22 protein-coding genes and 1 tRNA gene are annotated in these 25382 nt (G+C 72.4%); 9 read left to right on the top strand and 14 right to left on the bottom strand.

Annotated features, from left to right (window positions below; all coding sequences use genetic code 11):
• Positions 1–62: 62 nt before the first annotated feature.
• From FXF52_RS00930 to FXF52_RS00915, 4 genes are read right to left on the bottom strand one after another with little or no spacing between them, the layout of a single operon-like run.
• A complete protein-coding gene (locus FXF52_RS00930; RefSeq protein ID WP_255471675.1) occupies positions 63–728 on the bottom strand; it encodes a DUF998 domain-containing protein in 666 nt (221 codons plus the stop codon).
• A gap of 13 nt (positions 729–741) precedes the next feature.
• Complete coding sequence (locus FXF52_RS00925) at positions 742–1161, bottom strand: VOC family protein (protein ID WP_148793195.1); 420 nt, start codon at positions 1159–1161, stop codon at positions 742–744.
• 35 nt (positions 1162–1196) lie between these two features.
• On the bottom strand, positions 1197–1625 hold the full coding sequence (locus tag FXF52_RS00920; protein WP_187413273.1) for a helix-turn-helix domain-containing protein: 429 nt from the start codon (positions 1623–1625) through the stop codon (positions 1197–1199).
• A complete protein-coding gene (locus tag FXF52_RS00915; RefSeq protein ID WP_148793194.1) occupies positions 1622–2509 on the bottom strand; it encodes a sigma-70 family RNA polymerase sigma factor in 888 nt (295 codons plus the stop codon). Before FXF52_RS00915 ends, FXF52_RS00920 begins: the two co-directional genes overlap by 4 nt.
• A gap of 146 nt (positions 2510–2655) precedes the next feature.
• Between FXF52_RS00915 and FXF52_RS00910 the strand changes: the two genes are divergently transcribed.
• A complete protein-coding gene (locus tag FXF52_RS00910) occupies positions 2656–3120 on the top strand; it encodes a carboxymuconolactone decarboxylase family protein (RefSeq protein WP_148793193.1) in 465 nt (154 codons plus the stop codon).
• 66 nt (positions 3121–3186) lie between these two features.
• Here FXF52_RS00910 and FXF52_RS00905 read toward each other — a convergent pair whose 3' ends face one another.
• Positions 3187–3654 (bottom strand): MarR family winged helix-turn-helix transcriptional regulator, encoded by a 468-nt coding sequence (locus FXF52_RS00905; RefSeq protein WP_222870418.1) that lies wholly within the window; start codon positions 3652–3654, stop codon positions 3187–3189.
• 113 nt (positions 3655–3767) lie between these two features.
• On the opposite strand from FXF52_RS00905, the gene FXF52_RS00900 reads away from it, so the two are divergent.
• Complete coding sequence (locus tag FXF52_RS00900) at positions 3768–3986, top strand: hypothetical protein (protein ID WP_148793192.1); 219 nt, start codon at positions 3768–3770, stop codon at positions 3984–3986.
• Between the two features lie 41 nt (positions 3987–4027).
• Here the strand turns inward: FXF52_RS00900 and FXF52_RS00895 are convergent.
• Positions 4028–4101: transfer RNA gene (locus FXF52_RS00895), tRNA-Thr, on the bottom strand.
• A gap of 364 nt (positions 4102–4465) precedes the next feature.
• Here FXF52_RS00895 and FXF52_RS00890 point away from each other — a divergent pair.
• On the top strand, positions 4466–5557 hold the full coding sequence (locus FXF52_RS00890) for an ABC transporter ATP-binding protein (RefSeq protein WP_148793191.1): 1092 nt from the start codon (positions 4466–4468) through the stop codon (positions 5555–5557).
• Between the two features lie 63 nt (positions 5558–5620).
• On the opposite strand, the gene rlmB is transcribed toward FXF52_RS00890, so the two are convergent.
• Together rlmB and cysS are read right to left on the bottom strand one after the other, a co-directional pair.
• Positions 5621–6736 (bottom strand): 23S rRNA (guanosine(2251)-2'-O)-methyltransferase RlmB, encoded by a 1116-nt coding sequence (gene rlmB / locus FXF52_RS00885; RefSeq protein ID WP_148793190.1) that lies wholly within the window; start codon positions 6734–6736, stop codon positions 5621–5623.
• A complete protein-coding gene (cysS, locus tag FXF52_RS00880) occupies positions 6736–8151 on the bottom strand; it encodes a cysteine--tRNA ligase (protein WP_148793189.1) in 1416 nt (471 codons plus the stop codon). The genes rlmB and cysS overlap by 1 nt, the downstream gene beginning before the upstream one ends.
• A gap of 64 nt (positions 8152–8215) precedes the next feature.
• Here cysS and FXF52_RS00875 point away from each other — a divergent pair, with 64 nt between their 5' ends.
• Together FXF52_RS00875 and FXF52_RS00870 are read left to right on the top strand one after the other, a co-directional pair.
• Positions 8216–8863 carry an IclR family transcriptional regulator gene (locus tag FXF52_RS00875; RefSeq protein WP_148793188.1) on the top strand — a complete coding sequence of 216 codons (648 nt, stop codon included), beginning with the start codon at positions 8216–8218 and terminating at the stop codon, positions 8861–8863.
• A gap of 333 nt (positions 8864–9196) precedes the next feature.
• Positions 9197–10315, top strand: a complete 1119-nt coding sequence (locus tag FXF52_RS00870) for a hypothetical protein (RefSeq protein ID WP_148793187.1) — start codon at positions 9197–9199, stop codon at positions 10313–10315.
• 207 nt (positions 10316–10522) lie between these two features.
• On the opposite strand, the gene FXF52_RS00860 is transcribed toward FXF52_RS00870, so the two are convergent.
• A complete protein-coding gene (locus tag FXF52_RS00860) occupies positions 10523–11482 on the bottom strand; it encodes a DMT family transporter (RefSeq protein WP_148793186.1) in 960 nt (319 codons plus the stop codon).
• 86 nt (positions 11483–11568) lie between these two features.
• On the opposite strand from FXF52_RS00860, the gene FXF52_RS00855 reads away from it, so the two are divergent.
• Positions 11569–12114, top strand: a complete 546-nt coding sequence (locus FXF52_RS00855; protein ID WP_148793185.1) for a CGNR zinc finger domain-containing protein — start codon at positions 11569–11571, stop codon at positions 12112–12114.
• A 116-nt stretch (positions 12115–12230) separates the two neighbouring features.
• On the opposite strand, the gene FXF52_RS00850 is transcribed toward FXF52_RS00855, so the two are convergent.
• Positions 12231–13640, bottom strand: coding sequence for a class II fumarate hydratase (locus FXF52_RS00850; RefSeq protein ID WP_187413272.1), 1410 nt, complete (start codon positions 13638–13640; stop codon positions 12231–12233).
• Positions 13641–13736: 96 nt separating this feature from the next.
• A complete protein-coding gene (locus FXF52_RS00845; RefSeq protein ID WP_148793689.1) occupies positions 13737–16712 on the bottom strand; it encodes a BTAD domain-containing putative transcriptional regulator in 2976 nt (991 codons plus the stop codon).
• Between the two features lie 346 nt (positions 16713–17058).
• On the opposite strand from FXF52_RS00845, the gene FXF52_RS00840 reads away from it, so the two are divergent.
• Positions 17059–19455, top strand: coding sequence for a DNRLRE domain-containing protein (locus tag FXF52_RS00840; protein WP_187413271.1), 2397 nt, complete (start codon positions 17059–17061; stop codon positions 19453–19455).
• Positions 19456–19518: 63 nt separating this feature from the next.
• Here the strand turns inward: FXF52_RS00840 and FXF52_RS00835 are convergent, their stop codons facing one another.
• The 3 genes from FXF52_RS00835 to FXF52_RS00825 all read right to left on the bottom strand — a co-directional run bounded on the left by FXF52_RS00835 (position 19519) and on the right by FXF52_RS00825 (position 23295).
• Complete coding sequence (locus tag FXF52_RS00835; RefSeq protein WP_148793182.1) at positions 19519–21186, bottom strand: fumarate hydratase; 1668 nt, start codon at positions 21184–21186, stop codon at positions 19519–19521.
• Between the two features lie 67 nt (positions 21187–21253).
• Positions 21254–22648 (bottom strand): PQQ-binding-like beta-propeller repeat protein, encoded by a 1395-nt coding sequence (locus FXF52_RS00830; RefSeq protein ID WP_148793688.1) that lies wholly within the window; start codon positions 22646–22648, stop codon positions 21254–21256.
• 143 nt (positions 22649–22791) lie between these two features.
• A complete protein-coding gene (locus FXF52_RS00825; RefSeq protein ID WP_148793181.1) occupies positions 22792–23295 on the bottom strand; it encodes an Lrp/AsnC family transcriptional regulator in 504 nt (167 codons plus the stop codon).
• A 139-nt stretch (positions 23296–23434) separates the two neighbouring features.
• On the opposite strand from FXF52_RS00825, the gene hppD reads away from it, so the two are divergent.
• Complete coding sequence (gene hppD, locus FXF52_RS00820; protein ID WP_148793180.1) at positions 23435–24640, top strand: 4-hydroxyphenylpyruvate dioxygenase; 1206 nt, start codon at positions 23435–23437, stop codon at positions 24638–24640.
• A 193-nt stretch (positions 24641–24833) separates the two neighbouring features.
• Entirely contained in the window at positions 24834–25373 is a 540-nt protein-coding gene (locus tag FXF52_RS00815; protein WP_255471673.1) for an RDD family protein, read from the top strand.
• The last annotated feature ends 9 nt before the right edge of the window (positions 25374–25382 follow it).

The following is a 25382-nucleotide window of genomic DNA, read 5'->3' as shown; positions in this document are numbered from 1 at the left end:
CCTCACCGTCGTCGGGAGGCGCGAGCCTAACCCACGCCTCCCGAACCCGTGGGGGCCGTCGCTCAGCCGGCCGCCGCGCGCAGTGCCCGCCGGAGCGTGGCCGACACCCAGCCCCAGCCGGCCACCACGGCCACCGCGAAGGCCAGCATCGCCACCGGGTGCCCACCGGCCATCAGGGCCAGCCAGGCCGCCGCGAAGAAGCCTCCGGTCAATAGGCTGTACGCCGCCCAGCCACGCTCACCGTGCCGGGCGAAGCGGCGCGCGGCGACCAGGCAGGCCGCGATGAGCGCCGTGAAGGCGACCGCCCCGGCACCGAAGTGCGCCACCCCGTGCCAGCTCACCTCGCCCGGGCCGCGCGGCGTACCGGCCGGGAAGCCGTCCAGCGGATCGGCCACGAAGATCCCGGCCAGCACCAGCCCGACGCCGTACTGGCCGATCAGCCAGGGGCCGCTGACCGGACCGAGGCCGGGGTGAGGAATCCGCCGCAGAGCCAACGCCGCCCCGACGCAGAGCAGGCCGGCGACCACGAAGTTGCCGATCTGCACCCAGCCCAGGTCGCCGGTGCTGAGCACGCTCACCGGGTGCCGGCGTGGGTCGAAGCCCTCCCGGGTCAGCGCCTGGACCAGCGCGACCGCCACCCAGAGCGGGCCGGCCAGGACGCCGCCCGCGAGCAGGATCCGCTCGCCCGTCGTGCGGGCCACGGGCCGTGCCACGATCGCCTCGGTCACCGGTCCGCTCCCGTCAGGCCCGCGGGAACATCTGGCCGATGCGGATCTTGTTGCCGAAGGGGTCCCGGATGCCGAAGTCGATGCCGTACGGCTGCTCGGTCGGCTCGTCGTAGACGTCCACGCCCTTCGCCACCAGTTCCTCGTACGTCTTGTGGGCGTCGTCCGTGGTCATGAAGAGGTGACCGCCGAGCGCCCCCTTGGTGAGCAGCTCGCGGACCTGCTCGGCGGTGGCCGGGTCGAGGGCCGGCGGGCCGGGCTTCTCCAGCAGGATCTCGCGCTCCGGGTCGCCGGGCAGGTTGACCGTGAGCCAGCGCATGAAGCCGAGGTCGGCGTCGGTGTTGACCTCCATGCCGAGCTTGCCGACGTAGAAGTCGAGGGCCTCGTCCTGGTCGAGGACGTAGATCTGGGAGCGGGAAATCGCGTTCATCGTCATGCCGAAGACGCTAGGCCAGGCCACCCACCGGCTGCTTATCCAAAACTGATGGATTGGCTGGTCGGGTGGTGGACGCTCGGGCGCATCCACGCCTTGATGAAGCAGTTCGGCACCGCCGCCGGCACCGTCTTCCGCGTCCGGTAGGCCGACGGCGACTCCCCGACGATCCCCCGGAAGGTCCGGCTGAACGTGCCCAGGCTGCCGAAGCCGACCGCGTGGCAGATCTCGGTGACCGGCTGGTCGGTGCGCACCAGCAGGTACATGGCCCGCTCGACGCGCCGGCGTTGCAGGTAGCGGTGCGGGGTCTCGCCGAAGGTGGCGCGGAAGGTGCGGATGAAGTGCGCCTCGGACACGTGCGCGATCCGGGCCAGCGCGGGGATGTCCAGCGGCTCCGCGTACGTCCGGTCCATCGCGTCCCGGGCGCGCAGCATCGCGCGGTTGGACTCCTCCACTGCGCGACTCACCCGGCCACCTCCTCCAGACCGTCGACCACCAGGTCGAGTGCCGCGAGCTGGTCCGGATCGGCCACCACCTCGATCCCGAGGATCTGGTCGGTGACGGTGAAGCTGAGCGCCAGGGCGATCCGGCCGTCCCGGACCACCACGGCCCCCGCCATCCCGTCGACGAACGCGGGCAACGCGCCCTGGGCGCGGCCGTTGAAGAAGTCGGCCACCGGGGACGAGCCGCGCAGCTCGCCCATCCCGCCCATCCGCACGGCGGTGGCGTCGGCGCGCAGCACCACGTACGGGTCGAGCAGGGTGACCAGATCGTCGAAGCGGCCCTCCCGCGAGGCGGCGAGGAAGGCGTCGACGACCCGGCGCTGCCGGACCGGATCGGTGCGCGGGTCGGCCGAGCGCGTCTGCACCCGGCGCCGGGCGCGACTGGCGATCTGCCGTACGGCGGTGGAGCTGCGGTCGACCACCGGCGCGATCTCCTCGAAGGAGACGGCGAACATGTCGTGCAGCACGAACACCAGCCGCTCGGTCGGGCCGAGGGTGGTCAGCACCACCTCGAGGGCCCGGCCGACCGACTCGGCGAGCAGTGCCTCCTGTTCCGGGTCCCGCCCGCCGGGCACCTCGGTGGGCGGCTCCTCCCCCGTCACGTCCGCCGCCTGCTCGTGCCGGCTGCTGCCGGACCGGAGCCGGTCCAGGCAGACCCGCCCGACCGTGGTGGTCAGCCAGCCCGGCAGGTTGTCGATGGCGTCCACGTCAGTGCGACTGAGCCGCAACCAGGTGTCCTGCACGGCGTCGTCAGCCTCGGCGGTAGAGCCGAGCATCCGGTGGGCCACCGCGCGCAGCCGGGGACGCTGCGCCTCGAAGCGCTGCGCCAGCAGATCGGTGTCGCTCACGGCCTCGCCATCCTGATCCGACCGCGGCCCGGGTGACCGCCGTCACATCTGTCACGCCATCCGCGGGGGCGCTCGACATCCCGGTGACGGACGACGACACGCCGGCGGCGAACGCCGGCCAGCCTAACAAGACAGGACGGACGGACATGGCTCTCGAAGCACGGATCCAGAACCCGGCGGCGCTGCTCCCGGACGCGGTGAAGGGGGTCAACCTGCTCTACAAGGCCGCGCACTCGGCGGGCGTACCGGCCAGCACCCTGGAGCTGGTCCACCTGCGGGCCAGCCAGATCAACGGGTGCAGCGCCTGCGTCGACTCCGGAGCGCGCAACGCCCGGAAGAACGGCGAGACCGAGGAGCGGCTGTTCGCGCTGGCCGCCTGGCGCGAGACGCCGTACTTCACCGACGCCGAGCGGGCCGCGCTGACCCTGGCCGAAGCCGCGACCCGGCTCGCCGACCGGAGCGACCCGGTGCCGGACGAGGTGTGGGACGAGGCCGCTCGGCACTTCGGGGAGAAGGAGCTGGCTGCGTTGGTTCTGTGGATCGCCACCACCAACTTCTTCAACCGGCTGAACGCGACGACCCGGCAGCCCGCCCCGCAGAACTGGGGCTGACCGGCGGCGTACGCCCGGCAGGGGGTGGTCGTGGTCGCTCCGGCGACGACGACCGCCCCGCGCGCGTCAGGGCCGGGGGTCGACCGGCGGCGGGGCGGCCTTCGACGCCTGCCGGGCGGCCTCGATCACCTCGGTGAGGGTGGCGTGCAGCTTCCGGAGGTCGTCGAGCGGCATGCCGAGCCGCTCGACGATGGCCGGCGGGATCCGCTCGGCCTGGCTGCGCAGCGCCCGCCCCTTGGCGGTGAGCGTCACCGCGAGGCTGCGCTCGTCCGCCGGGTTCCGCTCCCGCTGGAGGTAGCCGATCGCCTCCAGGCGTTTGAGCAGCGGCGACAGGGTGCCCGGGTCGAGTTGCAGCAGCCGGCTCAGGTCCCGTACGGAGAGCGGCCCGTGCTGCCACAGGGCGAGCATCACCAGGTACTGCGGGTGGGTCAGGCCGAGCGGTTCGAGCAGCGGGCGGTACACCGCCACCACGCCGCGGGCCGCGACGGACAGGGCGAAGCAGACCTGCTGCTCCAGAGCCAGCGGGTCGTCGATCCCGCTCAGGTCACCCGATCCGGCACCGCTTCTCGCCACGCTGCTACCGTACCAATAGTTGGGGCACCAACCATTTGCCCACCAACGGGCAGACGCGGGACGGAGCGTGGACGATGGCTGCCGAGGAGAAGAAGGCACCCGGCGAGGGCGGACGCATCCTGTCGTGGGTGTTCAAGAACCTGGCCGGCCCACCGACCGTGGAGAACGCCGTGCAGGGCGGCTCCCAGCAGGCCCGCGACCTGTGGAAGGAGGACCTCGAACGGCGTAAGCAGTGGAGCCGGGAGCAGCGCGAGCGCAAGCGCGCCGAACGCGAGGCCCGCCGCTCCCACTGAGGACGGCGGGCCGGGCAGGCGCGAAACCGGCGGTGTATCGGAGCCCCCGGCCGGGATCGAACCGGCGACATCTCGCTTACAAGGCGAGTGCTCTGGCCAGCTGAGCTACAGGGGCGCGTGGTGCCGTGGTCAGCATAGCGACTACGGCCCGGAAATCCCGTTCCGCAGGGCTCCCGAGCACGGAAAACGTCAGTTTCGTGACCTCGACGCCGACGGATGGACGTCGCACCACCCGGGAACGCTGGGGATTGATGCCTCTGCGTGCCCGAGTGACCGGAATGCGTGTGCAGTCCGCCCCTTCCGGCCCACCCCGTCTTGGCACGATCGCAAAACCCGTTTACGGTGCAGTGACACGGACGACACTCCGGTCCGCCTCGGCTGCCCGGGTGACCGCCCGTTGGCCGGCACCGTGGGTGCCGGTCGCTCCTTCCACTCGGATCGTCCGGCACGTTCCTGCCGGTGAAAGGAAGCGCTCCACCATGGCTACGGTCACCTACGCGAAGGCATCCCGGATCTACCCGGGCACCGAGCGCCCCGCGGTCAACAAGCTCGACTTGGAGATCGGCGACGGGGAGTTCCTCGTCCTGGTCGGCCCGTCGGGCTGCGGCAAGTCCACCAGCCTGCGGATGCTCGCCGGCCTGGAGGACGTCGACGACGGCGCCATCTACATCGACGACCGGGACGTCACCCACCTGCCGCCGAAGGCCCGCGACATCGCGATGGTCTTCCAGAACTACGCGCTCTACCCGCACATGACGGTATACGAGAACATGGCGTTCGCGCTCAAGCTGCGCAAGACCTCGAAGTCGGAGATCGACCGGCGGGTCAAGGAGGCGGCGGCGCTGCTCCAGCTCGAGGACTTCCTCAACCGCAAGCCGAAGGCGCTCTCCGGTGGCCAGCGCCAGCGGGTCGCCATGGGCCGCGCGATCGTCCGCGAGCCGCAGGTCTTCCTCATGGACGAGCCGCTGTCGAACCTCGACGCCAAGCTCCGGGTGCAGACCCGTACGCAGATCGCGTCGCTCCAGGCCAAGCTGGGCGTCACCACCGTGTACGTGACCCACGACCAGGTCGAGGCCATGACCATGGGTCACCGGGTCGCGGTCATGCTCGACGGCGTCCTCCAGCAGGTGGACACCCCGCGGGCGCTGTACGACACCCCCGCCAACGTCTTCGTCGCCGGCTTCATGGGCTCCCCGGCCATGAACATCAAGACGGTGCCGCTGACCGAGCAGGGCGCCGAGTTCGCCGAGATGCACGTGCCGCTGACCCGGGAGCAGGTCGAGGCGGCCAAGGCCGAGGGCGGCGACGGCAAGGTCACCGTCGGTTTCCGTCCGGAGGACTGCGACCTGGTCAGCCCGACCGAGGGCGGCATGCCGGTCGTGGTCGAGCTGGTCGAGGACCTGGGCTCCGACGCCAACGTCTACGGCCACGCCGCGCTCGGCGGCAGCTCCGAGCGGTTCGTCGTGCGGACCGACCGCCGCACCATGCCGAACATGGGTGACACCGTGTTCGTCAAGCCGCGCCAGGGCCGCAGCCACGTCTTCCACGCTGCCACCGGCAACCGGATCTGACGTACGGAAAAAAGGGGCGGTCCGCCACGGCGGACCGCCCCTTTTCGTGTCCTCCCGGACCGGCTAGGCCTCCACGGCGCGGCGCCGGGCGACCTCGGCGAGGGTGACCGCCGCGGCGACGCTGGCGTTGAGCGACTCGACGTCGGAGACCATCGGGATGCTCACCGTCAGGTCGCAGGTCTCGCCGACCAGCCGGGACAGCCCGCGACCCTCCGAGCCGACCACCACGACCAGCGGGCCGACGGCGGCCTCCAGGTCGTACAGGTCGGTCTCGCCGTCGGCGTCCAGGCCGACCACGACGAAGCCGGCGTCCTTGCACGCCTTCAGCGACCGGGTCAGGTTGGTGACCTGGGCGACCGGCACCCGCGCCGCCGCGCCGGCGCTGGTCCGCCAGGCGGTCGCGGTGATCCCGGCGGCCCGCCGCTCGGGTACGAAGACGCCCTGCGCGCCGAACGCGGCGGCGGACCGGATCACCGCGCCGAGATTGCGCGGGTCGGTGACCCCGTCCAGCGCGACCAGCAGCGGGCACGCCTGCTCCAGCGCCGCCGCCATCATGTCCTCGAACGGCTCGTAGGCGAAGGGCGGGACCTGGAGGCCGACGCCCTGGTGCAGCACCCCGCCGGTCATCCGGTCCAGCTCGGCCCGGCTGACCTCCAGGAGCGCGATGCCCCGGTCGGCGGCCGTCCGGACGATCTCGTTGACCCGGTCGTCGACGTCGATGCCCTGCGCCACGTAGAGGGCGGTGGCCGGCACCTGGGTGCGCAGCGACTCCAGCACCGGGTTCCGCCCGACCAGCAGCTCCGGGCTGTCCTTCGCCGGGTTGGACCGGCGACCCGGGGCGACCCGGGGACCACCGCGGGCGGCCGCCTTGCCCTTGCCGCCCTTCAGCGGGACGCCGGCGCGGCTGCCCTTGCCCCAGGTGGTGTCCTTGGTGCCCGGCTGGCCGATCTTGGGGGCGCGCCCCTCCTCGGCCGCCGTGCGGCGCTCCTTCTCCTGCTTCCAGGCGGTGCGCTGGGGCAGCTTCTCGGTGCCCGAGTATGCCTTGTGCCAGGGCCGCTCGTCGGCGGGCAGGGTGCGGCCGCGGCCCGCGAGGGCGTCCCGCCCCTTGCCGCCGGAGCCCTTCGGGGCGCTCGCCTTCGGCGTCAGCCGCCGGCCACGGCGCTGCGAATTGCCGGCCATCAGTCCTGCTCTCCAATAGTCCAACGGGGGCCCTGGGGGGTGTCCTCGACCACCACGCCGGCCTGCTTGAGCTGGTCGCGTACGGCGTCGGCGGCGGCCCAGTCCTTGCGGCTGCGGGCCTGCGCGCGCTGCTCCAAGGCGAGCGCGATCAGGGAGTCCACCACGCCGCGCAGGTCGCTCGCGCGGCCGCCGCCCGTCCAGGCCGGGTCCAGGGGGTCGACGCCGAGGATATCCAGCATCGCCCGCGTGGCGGCCAGGGTCGTGCGGACGGTCACATCGTCGCCGGCGGTCAGCGCGGTGTTGCCGTCCCTGACCACCTCGTGCAGCACGGCCAGGGCGGCGGAGGTGTTGAGGTCGTCGTCCATCGCCGCGACGAAGCCGGCCGGCAGCTCGCCGAGCTGCCCGGCGCCGACCCGCTCGGCCGCCCGCTGCACGAAACCCTCGATCCGCCGGTACGCGACGGCGGCCTCGCGCAGCGAGTCCTCCGAGTAGTCGATGCGGGACCGGTAGTGCGCCGCGACGTAGTAGTAGCGCAGCTCCACCGGGCGCACCCCGAGGGACGCCACGTAGTCGAGGTCGAGGGTGTTGCCCAGCGACTTGCCCATCTTGGTGCCGCCGATGCCGAGCAGGCCGTGGTGCACCCAGTAGCGGGCGAACGGCAGGTCGGCCGCCTGCGACTGGGCGATCTCGTTCTCGTGGTGCGGGAAGGTCAGGTCGAGCCCGCCGCCGTGAATGTCGAACTCCGCGCCCAGGTAGCGCCAGCACATCGCCGAGCACTCGATGTGCCAGCCGGGCCGGCCCCGACCCCACGGCGACGGCCAGTACGCGTCCGCCGGCTCGTCCGGCTTGACGCCCTTCCACAAGGCGAAGTCGCGCGGGTCGCGCTTGCCCCGCTCGGGCGCGTCCCCGGCGGGCTGCATGTCCTCCGGCGACTGCCCGGACAGCGACCCGTACGCGGGCCAGGAGGCCACGTCGAAGTAGACGTCGCCGGAGCCGTCGGTGGCCGGGTAGGCGTGCCCGGTCTCGATCAGCCGGGCGATCAGCTCGTGCATCTCCGGGACGTGCCCGGTGGCCCGCGGCTCGTAGGTCGGCGGCAGCACGTTCAACGCCCGGTAGGACTCGTCCAGGATCTGCTCGTTCGCGTACGCGATCGACCAGAACGGCCGCTCCTGCTCCGTCGCCTTGACCAGGATCTTGTCGTCGATGTCGGTCAAATTGCGGATGAAGGTGACCTCGAAGCCGGAGGCGAGCAGCCAGCGCCGCAGCACGTCGTAGTTGACGCCGGAACGAAGGTGGCCGATGTGCGGCGGGGCCTGGAGGGTGAGACCACACAGGTAGACCCCCACCTTGCCGGCTTCCCGCGGGACGAAGTCCCGCACCGATCGGGTGGCGGTGTCATACAGGCGTAGCGTCACCGTACAAGGGTAGCCGTCCCGCGGGTTTCGAGGTTGTGCGGAGCCGGGTCGTACGCTGCGTGCTGTGGACACGGCGGCACGGGCGGGAGAGACGGCCCAGACCCTGGACCGGGGGCTGCGCCTGCTGCACCTGGTCGCGGACGCGCCCGGCGGGCTGACGGTCACCGAGGCGGCGAACCGGCTGGGCATCGGCCGGGCGGCGGTCTACCGGCTGGTCGGCGCGCTGACCGGGCACGGCATGCTGCGCCGGGACGGCGCGGGCCGGCTGCGCCTCGGCGCGGGCGTCCTGCACCTGGCCCGGCGCGCCCAGCCGCTGCTCGCCGAAGGGGCGCTGCCGGCGCTGCGGCGGCTGGCCGAGCAGACCGGGGCGACCGCCCACCTGACCGTGGTCGAGGGAGGCGAGGGGGTCGCCCTCGCCGTGGTGGAGCCGAGCTGGACGTCGTTCCACGTGGCGTACCGGACCGGGTCCCGGCATCCGCTGGAGCGGGGCGCGGCGGGGCGGGCCATCCTCGCCGGCAGGTCGGGCGCCGCCGGCCCGGTGAGCAGCAGCGGGGAACTCCAGTCCGGGGCGTACGGGGTGGCCGCGCCGGTGCTCGGCGTACCAGGGCTGGAGGCGAGCGTCGGCGTGGTGTCGCTGACCCCGCTCGACGTGGCGGTGGTCGGCGACCAGGTCACCACCGCCGCCCAGGCCATCACCACCGCCCTCGCCTGACGTCCCCGCCTGGCGCCGGATCGGCGGCGTGGCGGTGTCCGGCCCCGGGGCCCGTCGGGTCGGCAAAGTTGGCGGTATCCAGCCCCCGAGAGGCCGCCGGATCGGCGAAGTGGCGGTATCCGGGAGTTCGGGAATCCGCCGGATCGGCGAAAAGGCGGCGGGGCGCAGCCGCGACCCACCGGAAGAAGGTGGCGGCCCGCCCACGGGGGCGGAGGGTCCTCTACCACAGGTTGCGGGGGACATGGCGGTTGTCCACAGGGCAGGGCGACACGACCGGTCATGGTTGTCCACAGGGGTGTCGCTCGCTCTCCGCCCGCCGCCAGGCTGGTCGGCATGCCTCCTCATCCGCACCGACCGGCCGAGTTGGCCTGGCAGGTCTTCCGCGGCTCGGACGTGGTCCGGCGTGGGCTGCTGACCCGGCATCAACTCCGGGGCGCGTCCTGGTTCCGCCTGCGGCACGACGTCTACGCCGATGCCCGGCTCGACCGTGACCACGCGCTGGCCTGCCGGGCCGCGCTGCTCCGGCTGCCACCGGGCACGCTGATCGCCGGGCCCTCGGCCGCGTACCTGCACGGCGTGGAGCACGCCGCTTCTTTCGCCGACGACGTGCACGTCCTGCTACCACCGACGGCCCGAGCCGACGCCCAGCCCGGGATCCGGGTCCACCGCATCCGACCGGACGTATCACCCACCTGCGCAGGCCTTCTCGACGTTGGCAGCAGCGCCACCAACAGCGCCGTACGGACCAGCAACGACAGGACCGCCGGTGGGACGGACCGCCCGGTGGACGATGCGAGGCCCTTCCGGCCCGTTCCGACATCGGCTCTCGCCACCACCGCCCGGCCGGTCAGGCGGACGGCCCCGCCGGCCGTCCGTCAACCCGGTCGGGTCGGCGGAGATCACCTCCGGCCTGGCCCGCTGTCCTTGCTGCCGCGCAGCGCCCCGGCGGCGTGTGCCTGGGAGACGGCGGTATGGGCCGACCCGGTACGAGCGGTCGGCGTCATCGACGCGCTGCTGGCCCAGGGTCTGGTCAGCCGGGGCGCGCTCGCCGACCTGGCGGACCGCAACGGTGGACGGCCCGGTGGCCGGCGCGCGAGTTGGGTGTTCGGCCTGGCGGATCCGGCGGCGCAGTCCCCGCCGGAGTCGCACCTACGGGTCCGCCTCGTGCTGGCCGGCCTGCCGCGACCGGTCGCGCAACACCCGATCCGGCTCGCCTCCGGGCTGGTCCTGCGTCCTGACCTGGCCTGGCCGCAGTTCCGCGTCGCCGTCGAATACGACGGCACATGGCACGCCGACGCCGACCAGTTGCACCGCGACCGGCAGCGGCTCAATCAGTTCGTCGGTGCCGGCTGGGTGGTGCTGCACGTGACCAGCCGCCGGCTGCACCGGGACTTCGCCGCCGTGGTGCGCGAGGTCCGGGCCGCTCTCGTGGCCCAGGGATGGCGAGCGTGATGCGCCAGTACGCCGACGTGGCGGGATCCCAAGCACCCGAATACCGCCACGTCGCCGACCTGGTGCGGGGCCCGACCGAAGGCCGGGCCGGCCCGCCGGGGTCCACCGCCGGCTCTCCTCGAGCACGGCCTCCAGCGCGCCGGTGACCGCCGGGCGCATGTCGATCAGGTCTCGTCGGCGTCGAAGACGACCGGGTACGCGGTTCGCTCATCGCTCGCCGGCCAGCGCCGGCTCGGCCGGGGCCGGCGGGGCCGCCTGCGGCGCACGCAGCTCGTCCAGCCGGACCAGAGCGACTCCGATCACGATCAACGCCCCGCCGAGCAACTGGACGGCGGTCGGCAGCTCGCCCAGCACCAGCCAGGCGATCAGCACCGCGAACATCACCTCGGTCAACCCGACGAAGGACGACAGTCGCGCGCCGAGCAGCCGGGCTCCCGCGACCCCGGACAGGTACGCGACCACCGCGGCGATCAGCGACAGCCCGGCGATCGGCACCAGCCAGCTCACCTGGTGCCCGGCGAAGGTGACGTCGGCGGTGTCGGCCCGCAGCGGCAGCAACCGGGCGAAGCCGAGCAGGGCCAGCGCCAGCGCGCCGACGACCATCCCGCCGCTGGCCATCACCACGGACGGCAGCGCGGCGTCGACCCGACCCGCGATGACGAAGTAGCCGGCCAGCCCGACCCCGGCGCCCAGCCCCCAGAGCACCCCGATCGGGTCGAGCCGCCCGCCGCCGGTCAGATCCAGCACGAACACCAGTCCGCCGAGCGCGGTCAGCGACCCGATCACGGTGAGCAGTCGGGGCCGCTGGCCGTGGACCAGCCACATCCAGCCGACCACCAGCACGATGGCCAGGTACTCCAGCAGGAGCGCGACACCGACCGGCAGGTAGCGGACCGCATTGAAGAAGCACGCTTGGGCCACCGCCACCCCGAGCAGTCCGAACACGACGACCCTGCCGGCGTTGCGCCGGAGCACCGGCCACCGTCCGCGCAGCGCCAGCAGCGCCGGCACGGCCAGCACCAGCGCCGCGATGCCGACCCGGGCCAGCACCAGCGCCTCGGCGGACCAGTTACCGGCGATCAGCGAACGGGCGAAGGTGCCGGAGGTGGCGAAGGTGAGCGCGGAGAGCAGGGCCAGGCCGAGGCCCATGCCAGACCGTTCACGCATCGACAGCTCCTTGGATCGAACGACCGGTCATGGGTGAAACCTGGTTATGCTGATGACGCTAGGCCGGCATCCTGACAGGAGTCAAGTTGCTCTTCGCCCATGACACCGAATGTGGCCTGGTCGCCGCCGCAGGGCTGGTGAACAGCGCCGGCCCGGACCGGGAGGGGCTGCCCGACGTGGCTGCCCTCGACGAGTTCATCGCCGCGCACGGCTGGACCGGCCGGCACGAGCACACCGACACGGAACTACGCGAGGTCCGCGCCCTGCGACCCCGGCTCCGCCGGATCTGGTACGCCGACACCGACGAGCTGGTGGCCATCGTCAACGGCCTGCTCCGCGAGTCGCACGCGCTGCCCCAGCTCATCCGGCACGACGGCGAGCCGTACCACCTGCACGCCGTGCCCCGCGACGCGCCGCTGGCGACCCGGATGGCCGTCGAGGCCGCCATGGCGATCGCCGATCTGGTCCGCATGGGCGAGCTCAGCCGGCTGCGCCTGTGCGACCACCCGGACTGCGACAAGGTGCTGGTCGACCTCTCCAAGAACCGGTCCCGCCGGTTCTGCGACGCAAGCTGCGGCAACCGCGCCGCGGTGAGCGCCTACCGGGCCCGCAAGGCGGCGGCCCACTCCTGACGCACCCGGAGCCAGCCCGCCCCGGCGCCGAACCACCCGCACACCCTTTCGGCGAGGTGGCGGTGTCCGGGGCAGGGTGACACCGCCAGATCGGCGATCCGGAGCCGGAACCTCGGTCAGGGGTGGGTCATCCGCAACAGGTCCAGCGCCTCGTCGAGCTGGGCCTCGCTGAGCTTGCCCGATTCGACGTGGCCCCGCGAGATCACCACCTCCCGGATCGAGACCTGCCTGGCCAGCGCCTCCTTCGCGATCGAGGCGGCCTCGTCGTATCCGAGGTGACGGTTGAGCGGGGTGACGATCGACGGCGACCCCTCCGCGTACGCCAGGCAGACCTCGGCGTCCGCGACCAGGCCGACCACCAGGCGGTCGGCGAAGAGCCGACTCGACGCGGTCAGCAGCTTGATCGACTCCAGCAGGTTGCGGCCCATCACCGGGAGCATCACGTTCAGCTCGAAGTCGCCCTGCGAGCCGGCGAACGCGACCGCGGCGTCGTTGCCGATCACCTGGGCGCAGACCTGCCGCATCGCCTCGGCGACCACCGGATTCACCTTGCCCGGCATGATCGACGAACCGGGCTGGAGGTCGGGGATGCGCAGCTCCCGCAGGCCGGCGCGCGGGCCGGAGCCCATCCAACGGATGTCGTTGGCCATCTTGTAGAGCCCGACCGCGACGGTGCGGAGCTGGCCCGAGGTCTCCACCAGCGCGTCCCGGGCACCCTGCGCCTCGAAATGGTTGCGCGCCTCGGTCAACGGCAACCCGGTCGACTCGCGCAGCTTCTCGATCACCCGGGCCGCGAAGCCGAGCGGCGTGTTGATCCCGGTGCCGACGGCGGTGCCGCCGAGCGGCAGCTCGGCCAACCGCGGCAGCGCCGACTCCAGCCGCTCGATGCCGTAGCGGACCTGAGCGGCGTACCCGCCGAACTCCTGGCCCAGGGTGACCGGGGTGGCGTCCATCAGGTGGGTACGCCCGGCCTTGACCACGGTCTCGAACTCGGCCGCCTTCTCCTCCAGCGCCCCGGCCAGGTGCTTCAGCGAGGGGATCAGATCCTCCACCACGAACTGGGTGGCGGCCAGGTGGATCGACGTCGGGAACACATCGTTGCTGGACTGCGAGGCGTTGACGTCGTCGTTCGGATGCACGTTCCGGCCCAGCTCGCGGCTGGCCAGCGTGGCGATCACCTCGTTGGCGTTCATGTTGGACGACGTGCCGGAGCCGGTCTGGAAGACGTCGACCGGGAACTGGTCGTCGTACCCGCCGTCGGCCACGTGCGCGGCAGCGGTGGCGATCGCCTCGGCCACGTCCGCCCCGATCACCCCCAGCTCGCCGTTGACCTGCGCGGCGGCCCCCTTGATCTGCGCCAGCGCCTTGATCTGGGCCGGTTCCAGGCCCCGTCCGGAGATCGGGAAGTTCTGCACCGCGCGCTGGGTCTGCGCCCGCCACAACGCCTCGGCGGGCACCTCCACCTCGCCCATCGAGTCGCGTTCGATCCGGTATCCGGCTGCCTCTGGAGTCGTCACGCGTACCATCCTGCCGCGCGGGTCGGCGGCCCGCAGCGAAAGCCGGCCGCACTGGCACGGGCTGGTCGCCGGCCCGCAGCGAAAGCCGGCCGCACCGCCACGGGCTCAGCCCAGCTCGGCGAGGAGCTGCTCCACCTCGTGCCGCTCGGGTGCCTCGAACTCACGGAACAGCTCCAGCGCCCGGATCCAGTGGGCGCGGGCGGCACCCGGATCAGGGCCACGCAGGCAGCGGGCGATCCCGTCCAGCGCCCGGGCCTGCTCGTACCGCGCGTCCAGCTTCGTGGCGTCGACGAGCACCCGCCGGTGCAGGTCCAGCGCGCTGGTCACGTCGCCTTGGTCGAGCAGGGCCCGAGCCAGCAGGTTTCGGGATGCGCACTGCCCGTTGCGGTCGCCCGCCTCGGTCATCACCACCAACGCCTCGTGGTGCAGGTCCATCGCCGTTTCCGGGTGACCGCTCGCCCGTTCCACGGCGCCGATCTCGTTGAGCAGCTCGCCGACGCCGTACCGGTTGCCGAGCCGGCGCTTGATCGCGAGCGCGGCGCGGAGCCGACGAAGAGCCGGCTCGCCGTGCCCCATCCTGGCCCGGGCCATCGCGATGTGGCCCATGGCGTTGGCCGTGTCGTACAGGGTGCCCAGCGTGCGTGCCAGCATCAGGTGCATGCGGGACACCGCCAACGCCTCGGCCAGCCGCCCGGAGAGCAGGAGGGCCCCCGCCTGGTTGGTGAAGAGCGCGACGACCCCGACGTCGTGCCCCTCACTGCGGAGGATGTCCAATGCCTCGGCCAGGTGCCGCAACGCCGCCGGGACGTTGCCGTGGATGCTGTGGACGGCCGCGATGTTCTTGTGCGTGCCGGCCTGTCCCACCCGGTCCCCCAGCCGGCTACGCAGGCTGAGGGCGATCTCCATCGACGCCAGTGCGTCGCCGTAGCGAGCCAGCCGGTAGTAGCCGGAGGCGAGGTAGTTGTGCATGGTCGCGACCGCCGCGTCGTCGCCGAGGCGCTCCGCAGCCCGGAGCCCGATCGTGTGCGTCTCGATCAGCTCGTCCAGGTGGCCGTACGCGAACCAGTAGCTCCATCCGGCATGGGCAAGCTGCCAGCAGTAGACGTCCCGGCCCGTCTGCTCGGCGAGCCGGATCATCGCGATGAGGTTCGCCCGATTCTCGTCGAGCCACTCGACCGGCGGCACCTCCGCCCCCAGATCGGGTCGGAGCACCGGGATCCGCGGTAGCGGTGCCGGGCTCGCCGAGCGATTGAGCTGGCGGGACGCGGCCGTGACCAGGTGCAGGTGGACGTTGAACATCCGGTCCAGGGCCGCCGACCGCTCGACGGCGAACGCCGGATCCGCCATCAACTGCCGCGCGTAGTCGCGTACGAGGTCGTGGAACCGGAACCGGCGCTGATCGACCTCCTCAGCGAGGTGCGCGTCGACCAGTTCCTCGAGCAGATCCTCCGCCTCGGGCAGCGGCGCGTCGGCCAGCGCGGCGGCAGCCCACCCGTCGAACTGCGTTCCCGGGTGCAGCCCGAGCAGCCGGAACATCCGCTGAGCGGCCGGCGTGACCTGCGCGTACGACAGGGTGAAGGCCTGGCCGACGGAGCGGTCGCCGGCCACCAGCTCGGTCAGGACGTCTCGTCCGTCGGCGAGCCGTGCGGCGAGGTCGGCGATGCGCCAGCGAGGGCGGTGCGCGAGCCTCGCCCCGGCGAGCCGGATGGCCAGTGGCAGTTGCCCGCACCGGCGGACCACCTCGGCGGCGGCCTCCGGCTCGGCGGCCACCCGTTCGGCGCCCACGACCCTCGCGAGCAGCTCGATCCCCTCACCCGGCTCGAGCACGGCGAGCGACGAGGGACGCCCCTCGTCCAGGCCGACCAGCCGACGCCTACTGGTGATCAGGGTCAGCGTGTCCCGGCCGCTGGGCAGCAGCGGCGCCACCTGGGCGGCCGACGCCGCGTTGTCCAGCACCACCAGCGCCCGCCGGTCGGCCAGCTCGCTGCGCCACAGGGCGGCCCGCTCGTCGACGTCGGCGGGTATGCGCTCGCCGGGCACGCCGAGCTGGCGCAGCAGCGCGGCGAGGGCCGCGGCCAGGGGCACCGGCTCCCGCTCGCTGTGCCCGTGCAGATCGATGAAGAGCTGCGCGTCGGGGTAACGCTCCGCCAGCGCCGTGGCGAGGTGGATCGCCAAGGTGGTCTTGCCGCTGCCGGCCATACCGTCGATCAGCTGGACCCGGGCACGCTCATCCGCAATTTCCTTGATCAGCCGCGCGAGGGTCTCCTGGCGACCGGTGAAGTCGCTGATGGCTCGGGGCAGGCAGCGGACCGGGGCGGCGCGGACGTTCGCCGGGCCGGCCAGCGCCAGGTCGCCCGCGAGCACCCGCTGGTGCAGCTCCTGCAACGCGGCACCGGGCTCGATGCCCAACTCCTCGGCGTAGATGCGGCGGCCCTCGCGGTAGACGGCGAGCGCGTCCGCCTGCCGGCCGACTGCGGACAGGGCGAGCATGAGCTGGCCGCGCAGCCGCTCCCGCAGCGGATGCCGGTCCACGCTCTCGGCCAGTTCGTCGATCAGGTCGGCTGCCTGGTGCAGTCGCAGTTCGACGTCGACGCACTCCTCCAGGGCGGCGATGCGCTGCTCGTCGAGGGCCTGCGCCCGGCGCCGGACGGGCCGGCTGGCGATGCCGCTCAACGCCGGGCCACGCCAGAGCGCCAGCGCGGCCCGGTAGTGCCGGCGCGCCTCGGTCGGCTGCCCGGCGGCCACCGCGGCCCGACCGGCCTCGACCGCGCGGGCGAAGACCTCCGCGTCCAGTTCGGCCGGATCGACCCGGATGCCGTAGCCGACCGGGTCGGTGACGATGGACGCTGAGGACAGCCCGAGCCGGGCGAGCCGCTGCCGCAGTCGCGACACGCAGATCTGGAGCTGGGCCCGGGCGGTGGCCGGCGGGCTCTCCTCCCAGACCGCGTCGACCAGCTCATCGACGGACACCACCCGGCCGGCGCGCAGCAGCAGCATGGCGAGCACGGTCCGGTCCCGTCCCGCGGTGACGGTGGCCTCGCCACCACCCACCCTCAGGGGCCCCAGGATCCCGAACCGCATCTGCTCCCCGTACGCCTTCCGGTGCAACTTCCAGCAGGGTAGCCCGGCGGTCACGGATCGCCGCGCCCGGACGATAGCGATGTGATAGCGGATCGACAGGGCCAGCCCGCAGACTCGTCCCGGGTTGTCGGCGACGACATCCGACGGGGGCGGTGCGCCCGCTGGGAATCCCCCGTCCCGGCGGGCGCACCGATGTCGATGGACGGCGCCACGGTGCGGGGCACTCGGTCACCCGCGCTCGACCGAAAGTCGGGCGCTCAACAGGCACTCATGTACCTAAGATCATGGAAGTCTTTCCACTCTCTTGGAGGCTTCCACCTTGTTCGACAACGGGGGTTCCACCGGCGTGTCCACGGCACGCCACCGGCGCGTACCGCGCCGGTTCCTCATCGCGGGTCTGGCGGCCGTGCTGGCCAGCACGGGCGCCCTGGCGGTGACCGGCCAGCCAGCCGCCGCCGCCCCGACCCGCTGGGTCCTGCCGACCAGCACCAGCTACACCGACGCCCGGCAGCCGACCGCGGCCTTCCCGACGGCCGGCAGCGAGGACCTGCCGGTCGGCACCTGGGAGGCCGACGGGGTCAAGCACACCTCGCGGGCCTACTTCACCTTCGACCTCACCCCGTACCGGGGGAAGGAGATCATCAGCGCCCAGCTCCAGACCGGTGAGGCGTCGGTCGACGACTGCGACAAGCCACGCGAGCTGGAGCTCTGGCGTACGGACACCCCGGCCACCGCGCCGACCTGGGCGGACGCCCCGGCGGTGCACGAAAAGGTCGGTGACCTCGGTGCCACCGCGACCCACTGCCCCGCCGGCTACCTCGAGTTGCTGGTCACCGCGGCGGTGCAGCGAGCGGTCGACGAAGGGCGGGACTCGCTCACCCTGATGGCCCGGATCGCCGGCGACCACGAGGAGGGCAAACACTTCGGCCGGCGGATCGAGCGGCCGGGCATCTCGCTCGACGCGAACGCGGCGCCGAACCTGCCGGGCAAGCTCACCGTACACGGGCTGGCCTGCGCCGACGGGCTGCTGATCGGCACCACCACGCCGATCCTCTCGGCTGAGGTGACCGACCCGGACAAGGTGGACGGCTACGCGGGCGACCTGGTGACCGCCACCTTCGCCTGGTGGCCGGTCGACCGTCCGGCGGAGCGGACCGAATGGACCTCCTACGGCCTGTACGCTCCCGACCGCTTCACCTACTCGGTGCCGAGCGGGCTGATGGCCAACGGGGGCACATACGCCTTCGCGGTGAAGGCCGCCGACCAGCACGCCAGCTCCGACTGGTCGCCGGAATGCCGGTTCACGGTCGACACGCAGGTCCCGCCGGCCCCCACGGTGTCCTCCACCGACTACCCGTCCGGCTGGAACCCGCCCGGCTACGGCGGCCCGGGCATCCCGGGCCGGTTCACCTTCACCTCGGCGGCCGACGACGTCGCCGGTTACCGGTGGGGCCCCAGCGGTACGACCACGTACGTCGCCGCGGACGCGTCCGGCGCGGCCACCATCACCTGGGCCCCGACCGACTACGGCCTGAAGCGGCTCTACGTCCAAGCCGTGGACCGGACGGGCAACCGCTCGACCGTGACGACGTACGAGTTCCGGGTGCGCAACACCGCGCCGACGGTGGCCGACGGTAATCCGGACGGGCGGCTGGGCGAGACGCGCCCGTTCACCTTCGCCCCGAACATGACGGACGTGGTGGAATACGTCTGGCAGCTCAACAGCGGTGCCGAGCAGACCGTCGCGGCCGACGCCGACGGCCGGGCCACGGTCCAGGTGACGCCGACGACCGCGACCAACACCCTGCACGTCCGCAGCCGTACCCGGGACGGGCTGCTCTCCGGCGACGCCGGCTACCGGTTCACCGTCCGCACTGAGCCGTCCGTCAGCTCCGCACAGTGGCCGCTGGACGGCACGGTCGGCGCACCGGTCGGCACCGCGGGCAGCTTCGTCTTCACCCCGGCCATGGACGGCGTCACCGAGTACGTCTACTCGTTCGACTACGGCGAGTGGCGGACGGTCGCGGCCGGCGCCGACGGCACCGCCACGGTCAGCTACACCCCGACCGAGGCGTACCAGCATTCGATCCAGGTGTTCAGCCGCACCGGTGACGGCATCCAGTCGGCGACCGCCTACCGGTCGTTCCAGGTGGCCTCGCTCGCCCCGAGCGTCGAGTCCACGGTCTACCCGCGCAACATGACCGGCGGCGGCCCGGGGGTGACCGGCACCTTCACCTTCCGGCCGCACGCCGGGAGCACCGACATCACCTCGTACGTCTACACCTTCCGCGGTGAGCCGGAGCGTACCGTCGAGGCGGGACCGGACGGCACGGCCACCATCGAGTGGACGCCGAGCAGCAGCAACGACGAGTGGGGCGGCTGGAACGAGCTCCAGGTGCGTGCCCGTACCGCCGCCGGGACGACCACGAACCCCGAGTTCTACTCCTTCCGGGTCGACCCGCTGAGCCCGATCGTCTCCTCGGACGTCTTCGTCTGGGGCGGGAACGCGACGGTCGGCCAGACCGGTGAGTTCGTCTTCAGCGCCCAGCTTCCGGGCACCACCGAGTTCGTCTATTCCTTCGACGAGGGCCCGGAGCAGACCGTGGCGGCCGACGCGGCCGGCACGGCCCGGGTGAGCTGGACCGCCGAGTCGGCGTACAACCACAGCCTGACCGTACGCAGCCGCACGGCGAGCGGCGTGACCTCCGGGGCGACGTACTACAGCATCTGGATCGACGGCTGATCCGGTTGACGCGGAAAGGGGCGCCGGGTGGGATCCCGGCGCCCCTTTCGCGTACGCGGGACGTCAGCGCCGGCCGACGGTGAGCACCGGCTTGGTGACCTCGGCGAAGAAGTCGTTGCCCTTGTCGTCGACCACGATGAAGGCCGGGAAGTCCTCCACCTCGATCTTCCAGACCGCCTCCATGCCCAGCTCGGGGTATTCGAGCACCTCGACGTGCTTGATGCAGTCCTGCGCGAGCCGGGCGGCCGGGCCGCCGATCGAGCCGAGGTAGAAGCCGCCGTGCTGCTGGCAGGAGCGGGTGACCTGGGCGGAGCGGTTGCCCTTCGCCAGCATCACCATCGACCCGCCGGCCGCCTGGAACTTCTCCACGTACGCGTCCATCCGGCCGGCGGTGGTCGGGCCGAACGAGCCGGAGGCGTAGCCCTCGGGGGTCTTGGCCGGGCCGGCGTAGTAGACGGCGTGGTCGCGGAGGTACTGCGGCATCGGCTCGCCGGCGTCCAGCCGCTCAGCGATCTTGGCATGCGCGATGTCCCGGGCCACCACCAACGGGCCGGTCAGCGACAGGCGGGTCTTCACCGGGTACTTCGACAGCTCGGCGCGGATCTCGTCCATCGGCCGGTTCAGGTCGACCCGGACCACCTCGGACGCGTCGAGCTGCGCGTCGGTCACGTCGGGCAGGTAGCGCGCCGGGTCGGTCTCCAGCCGCTCCAGCCAGACCCCGGACGGGGTGATCTTGGCGACGGCCTGCCGGTCCGCCGAGCAGGAGACGGCGATCGCCACCGGGCAGGAGGCGCCGTGCCGGGGCAGCCGGACCACGCGTACGTCGTGGCAGAAGTAGCGACCGCCGAACTGCGCGCCGATGCCGAAGTTGCGGGTCAGCTCCAGCACCTCGGCCTCCAGCTCCAGGTCGCGGAAGCCGTGCGCGCTCATCGAGCCGGAGGTGGGCAAGGTGTCCAGGTATTTGGCCGAGGCGTACTTGGCGGTCTTCAGCGCGTACTCGGCGGAGGTGCCGCCGATGACGATGGCCAGGTGGTAGGGCGGGCAGGCCGCGGTGCCGATCAGCCGCAGCTTCTCCTCCAGGAACTGCATCATCCGCGTCGGGTTCAGCAGCGCCTTGGTCTCCTGGTAGAGGTACGACTTGTTGGCCGACCCGCCGCCCTTGGCCATGAACAGGAACTTGTACGCGTCCGGGTGCCCGTCCGGGTCCTCGGCGTAGAGCTCCACCTGGGCGGGCAGGTTGCTGCCCGTGTTCCGCTCCTCCCACATGGTCAGCGGGGCGAGCTGCGAGTAACGCAGGTTCAGCCGGGTGTACGCCTGGTAGACACCGCGCGAGATGGCCTCGGCGTCGGTGCCGTCGGTGAGCACGTGCCGGCCGCGCTTGCCCATCACGATGGCGGTGCCGGTGTCCTGGCACATCGGCAGCACCCCGCCGGCGGCGATGTTGGCGTTGCGCAGCAGGTCCAGCGCGACGAACCGGTCGTTCGGCGAGGCCATCGGGTCGTCGATGATGGACCGGAGCTGGGCCAGGTGCGCCGGGCGCAGGAAGTGGGCGATGTCGTGCATCGCCTCGGCGGTCAGCGCGGTCAGCGCGGAGGGCTCCACGGTGAGGAATCGACGGCCACCCGGGCCGTTGACGACGTCGACCCCCTCGTCGGTGACCAGGCGGTATTCGGTCTGGTCGGGACCGGTCGGCAGCAAGGGGGCGTACGAGAACGCGGCGGCACTGCTCATGACGGAAAAGCCTAGGGCAGAGGCGTCGATCGGTGGCACCCGCCGGGGGCGTCCTGGGATGCCGCTCTCACCCGCCGTCGCCCTGCGGGTCGCAGAGCTCCCGCTTCGGTCCGCAGTTCCCCTGGCCGGACGGGGGGCCGTCGGTGCTGCCACCCGGGCCGGGCGCGCCGCCGTCGTCGCCCACGGGCGGGGGCGGCACCGACGTCCCGGCGCCCCAGCGGACGTACCCGATCTCCCGGCCCTCCCCGATGATCATGCCGGTCGGCCCGACCGCCAGGGCGTTCGCCGAGGTACGCAGCACCGCCAGCTCCCGCCCGGTGCGCGGGTCGACCGCGATCAGCCGGGACGGCTTCTCCTCGGCGATCACCGCCGCGTACGGGGTGAGGGCGGCGCCGCTCTTGGCTCCGGCGGCCCGGGTCCACGCGTTCCGGTCGACCGACAGCTCCCGGCCCACGATCGAGCGCTTGTCGGCGCTGCGCACCAGCGCGTACCGGTCGTCGACGGCGAGCAGCTTCTCGCCGTCCGCGCCGACGTGCAGCAGCCGGCCGTCGTACCCGTCGAGCACGGCCTCGCGGCCGTCCGGGGCGACGCCGATCAGCACGTTCCGGGCGCCCTGCGGGTCCTCCCGCTGCACGCAGCCGGCGTAGTCCGCGGTTCGCAGGTTCACCCCGGTGCGCTGCCACACCTGCCGGCCGGTCGCCGGGTCGACCGCGGAGATGACGAAGTAGCAGCTACCGTCCCGGGAGGTGGCGCTGATCCGGAGCAACCGGCCGCCGACCACCGCCAGCCGCTCCTCCCGGCCGGGCTGGACGTTCTGCAGCACCCGGCCGGTGGCGGTGTCCACCACGTGCACCCGCCCGTCGACCGGGAAGCCGAGCAGCGGCGGGGCGCCCTCCGGCCCGGCCACGCCGCCGTCGATCCGCGGGGCGCTCAGCCGCCGGGTGCCGAGCAGGTCCGGGTTGTCGGCGAGCAACCCGCTGTGCACGCCGGGCAGGAACGCCGTCCACAGCGGCCTGGTCCCGCGCGGTTCCCAGGCGCTCAGCGTGCAGTCGGTGGCCGCCACGCAGTGCGCGTCGAGAAGCAGGTTCCGGTAGGTCCAGACCGCCACCGCCCGGTCGTCGCTCCGGCGGACCGCGCCGCTGGTCGGGTCGAGCAGCTCGTACCCCTTCACCAGGAGCTTGCCCACGGCGACGACCGGGTCCCGGTCGCCGCCGGCGACCGCCGCCCAGTCCGCCTTGCGCTCCCAGAGCTGGGTGCCGGTGGCCAGGCTGCGCGCCTCGACCCGGGTCCGCTGCTCGACGATGACGGTGTCGCCGGCGATGGTGACGCTCTTCGGGGTGCCGCCGACCCGCTGCTGCCAGACCACGTCCGGCTGGGAGATCGGCTCGCTCCGGTCGACCCAGTCCCACATGCTCGGGAACGGATTCCACACGCCGGTGGCGGCCAGCACGATCACGGTGATGAGCCCCAGCAGCAACCAGCCGCGTACGCCAAGGCCCTTCACACCGCACACGGTAGCGACGATCACCGCGCCGCCGAGCCCGCGCGGGTGCGTGTCGCGCCGCTTTCTCCACCCCGCGGCGTGTTAGGAGGGGACCGGACGCGTCAGGAAGGGGCCCTTCCTTCCCGGGCGGCGGAGCGGACCAGGGGGAGCGTGCGGTAGGGGATCTGCTGGGCGAGCGCGATGATCGTGGAGGCGCGCCGGATCCCCTCGGAGGAGACGATCTGGTCGATCACCCGCTGGAGGTCGGTGTTCGACCGGGCCACGATCCGGCAGAGCAGGTCGCTGGAGCCGGTGATGGTGTGCGCCTCCAGCACCTCGGGGATGGCGGCCAGGTGCGCGGTGACCGGGTCGTGGCCGTGTCGCTGGCTGATCTCCAGGGTCACGAAGCTGGTCACCCCGAAGCCGATGGCGGCCGGGGAGATGTCCGGGCCGAAGCCGGCGATCACTCCCCGATCGACCAGCTTGTCGAGCCGGGCCTGGACGGTGCCCCGGGCCACGCCGAGCCGGCGGGAGCACTCCAGCACCCCGATCCGCGGCTCCTCGGCGAGCAACGTGAGCAGTCGCGCATCCAGCTCGTCGAGCTGTACATCCTGACCAGCGTTCATGGGGTTTCACTTTACCAAATGCACAACCTGACCAGCATTTTGGCCAACTGTTGCCCAACCGATGGCGGGAAAGCGATGCTCGCCACAACTGCATCCAACGGCGGCCCACGAGGCCGGCCGGTACGCAAGGGAGGCCACCATGACCCAGGCGATCGACCGACCCCAGTCGACCGAGGAGGTCGACGTCGACGCCCTCGTCGGCGCCGTCGACCACGACATCAGCCGGGACCCGTTCCCGGTCAAGGGCCTCGACCACGTGCACTTCCTGGTGGGCAACGCCAAGCAGGCCGCCCACTACTACTCCACCGCGTTCGGCATGACCTGCGTGGCCTACCGCGGTCCGGAGCAGGGCTACCGGGACCACGCCCAGTACGTGCTGACCAGCGGCTCGGCCAGGTTCGTGCTGACCGGCGTGGTCCGCCCCGACGCCGAGGGCGCCGAGCACGTGGCGAAGCACAGCGACGGTGTCTCCGACATCGCGCTGGAGGTGCCGGACGTGGACGCCGCGTACGCGCACGCCACCGCCCAGGGCGCGACCGGCCTGGTCGAGCCGCACGACGTCGCCGACGAGCACGGCACCGTCCGGCTGGCAGCCATCGCCGCGTACGGCGACACCCGGCACACCCTGGTCGACCGGTCCCGCTACACCGGCCCGTTCCTGCCCGGCTTCGTGGCCCGTGGGCCCATCGTCGACCGGCAGCCGATGATCGACGCGGGCATCCAGCCGAAGCGCTTCTTCCAGGCCGTCGACCACGTGGTCGGCAACGTGGAGCTGGGCCGGATGGACGAGTGGGTCGAGTTCTACAAGCGGGTCATGGGCTTCAGCAACATGGCCGAGTTCATCGGTGACGACATCGCCACCGACTACTCCGCCCTGATGAGCAAGGTGGTCGCGAGCGGCACCCGCAAGGTGAAGTTCCCGCTCAACGAGCCGGCCCTCGCCCGCAAGAAGTCGCAGATCGACGAGTACCTGGAGTTCTACCAGGGGCCGGGCGCCCAGCACATCGCCGTCGCCACCAACGACATCCTGGCCAGCGTCGACGCCATGCGCGCCGCGGGCGTCGAGTTCCTGGACACCCCGGACTCCTACTACGACGACCCGGAGCTGCGCGCCCGGATCGGCCAGGTGCGGGTGCCGATCGAGGAGCTGAAGTCCCGGAAGATCCTGGTCGACCGGGACGAGGACGGCTACCTGCTGCAGATCTTCACCAAGCCGGTGCAGGACCGCCCGACCGTCTTCTTCGAGCTGATCGAGCGGCACGGCTCCCTCGGCTTCGGCAAGGGCAACTTCAAGGCCCTGTTCGAGGCGATCGAGCGGGAGCAGGAGAAGCGCGGCAACCTGTAACACTGTCCGCGTGACCCAGCCTCCCCCGACCACGCAGCCGCCGCCCGCCGGGCCACCGTCCGCGGGCGGCGGCTTCGCGCCCCCCTCCGGACCCGGGCCGCTGCGGCCTCCGGTGCCACCGCAACACCTCCCACCGCTGTACGCCGGGCCACCTGGCTATCCCCCGGCGGCCCATCCGCCGTACCCGGGTGTCGTGCCACCCCCACTGGCGCCGAACGGTCAGCCGCTCGCCAGCTTCGCCGACCGGCTGCTCGCCTGGCTGATCGACACCGCGGTGGCGAGCCTGGTGTCGGTGGTGCTCTTCCTGCCGGTCATCCTGTGGATCTGGTTCCGCACCTTCACCGAGCTGATGAAGGTCAACCCGGACGGGACGATGAACGAGCCGGACCCGGCCCGGATGATGAGCGACTTCGTCGTTCCGCTGCTGCTCGCCGAGGTCGGGCTGTTCCTGGTCCTCCTCGTCTTCTACTGGCTGTACCACGTCGAGTACGCCCGCCGGACCGGGCAGACGTTGGGCAAGAAGGTGATGAAGATCCGGATCGTCCCGGTCGAGCCGTCCGCCACCCTGACCCGGGGGGCACTGGGCCGGCGCTGGCTGGTCGAGTTCGTCGCCGGCTCGCTGGTGCCGTTCCTCAACTACCTCGACGGGTTCTGGCAGCTCTGGGACAAGCCCTGGCAGCAGTGCCTGCACGACAAGTTCGCCGGCACGGTCGTCGTTAAGGTTGCACCGTGAGCGTGAGGA

It is taken from the genome of Micromonospora sp. MP36 (assembly GCF_008119785.1).
Classification (GTDB): Bacteria; Actinomycetota; Actinomycetes; order Mycobacteriales; family Micromonosporaceae; genus Micromonospora.
This window is presented reverse-complemented; position numbering and strand designations above follow the sequence as displayed.

Excerpts from the sequence above, each read along its gene's own strand:
- FXF52_RS00850 (WP_187413272.1), bottom strand. The coding sequence starts at position 13,640 with ATGGTACGCGTGACGACTCCAGAGGCAGCCGGATACCGGATCGAACGC.
- FXF52_RS00910 (WP_148793193.1), top strand. The coding sequence starts at position 2,656 with ATGGCTCTCGAAGCACGGATCCAGAACCCGGCGGCGCTGCTCCCGGAC.
- FXF52_RS00925 (WP_148793195.1), bottom strand. The coding sequence starts at position 1,161 with ATGACGATGAACGCGATTTCCCGCTCCCAGATCTACGTCCTCGACCAG.
- FXF52_RS00890 (WP_148793191.1), top strand. The coding sequence starts at position 4,466 with ATGGCTACGGTCACCTACGCGAAGGCATCCCGGATCTACCCGGGCACC.
- FXF52_RS00845 (WP_148793689.1), bottom strand. The coding sequence starts at position 16,712 with ATGCGGTTCGGGATCCTGGGGCCCCTGAGGGTGGGTGGTGGCGAGGCC.
- FXF52_RS00860 (WP_148793186.1), bottom strand. The coding sequence starts at position 11,482 with ATGCGTGAACGGTCTGGCATGGGCCTCGGCCTGGCCCTGCTCTCCGCG.
- FXF52_RS00835 (WP_148793182.1), bottom strand. The coding sequence starts at position 21,186 with ATGAGCAGTGCCGCCGCGTTCTCGTACGCCCCCTTGCTGCCGACCGGT.
- FXF52_RS00900 (WP_148793192.1), top strand. The coding sequence starts at position 3,768 with ATGGCTGCCGAGGAGAAGAAGGCACCCGGCGAGGGCGGACGCATCCTG.
- FXF52_RS00825 (WP_148793181.1), bottom strand. The coding sequence starts at position 23,295 with ATGAACGCTGGTCAGGATGTACAGCTCGACGAGCTGGATGCGCGACTG.
- hppD (WP_148793180.1), top strand. The coding sequence starts at position 23,435 with ATGACCCAGGCGATCGACCGACCCCAGTCGACCGAGGAGGTCGACGTC.
- FXF52_RS00870 (WP_148793187.1), top strand. The coding sequence starts at position 9,197 with ATGCCTCCTCATCCGCACCGACCGGCCGAGTTGGCCTGGCAGGTCTTC.
- rlmB (WP_148793190.1), bottom strand. The coding sequence starts at position 6,736 with ATGGCCGGCAATTCGCAGCGCCGTGGCCGGCGGCTGACGCCGAAGGCG.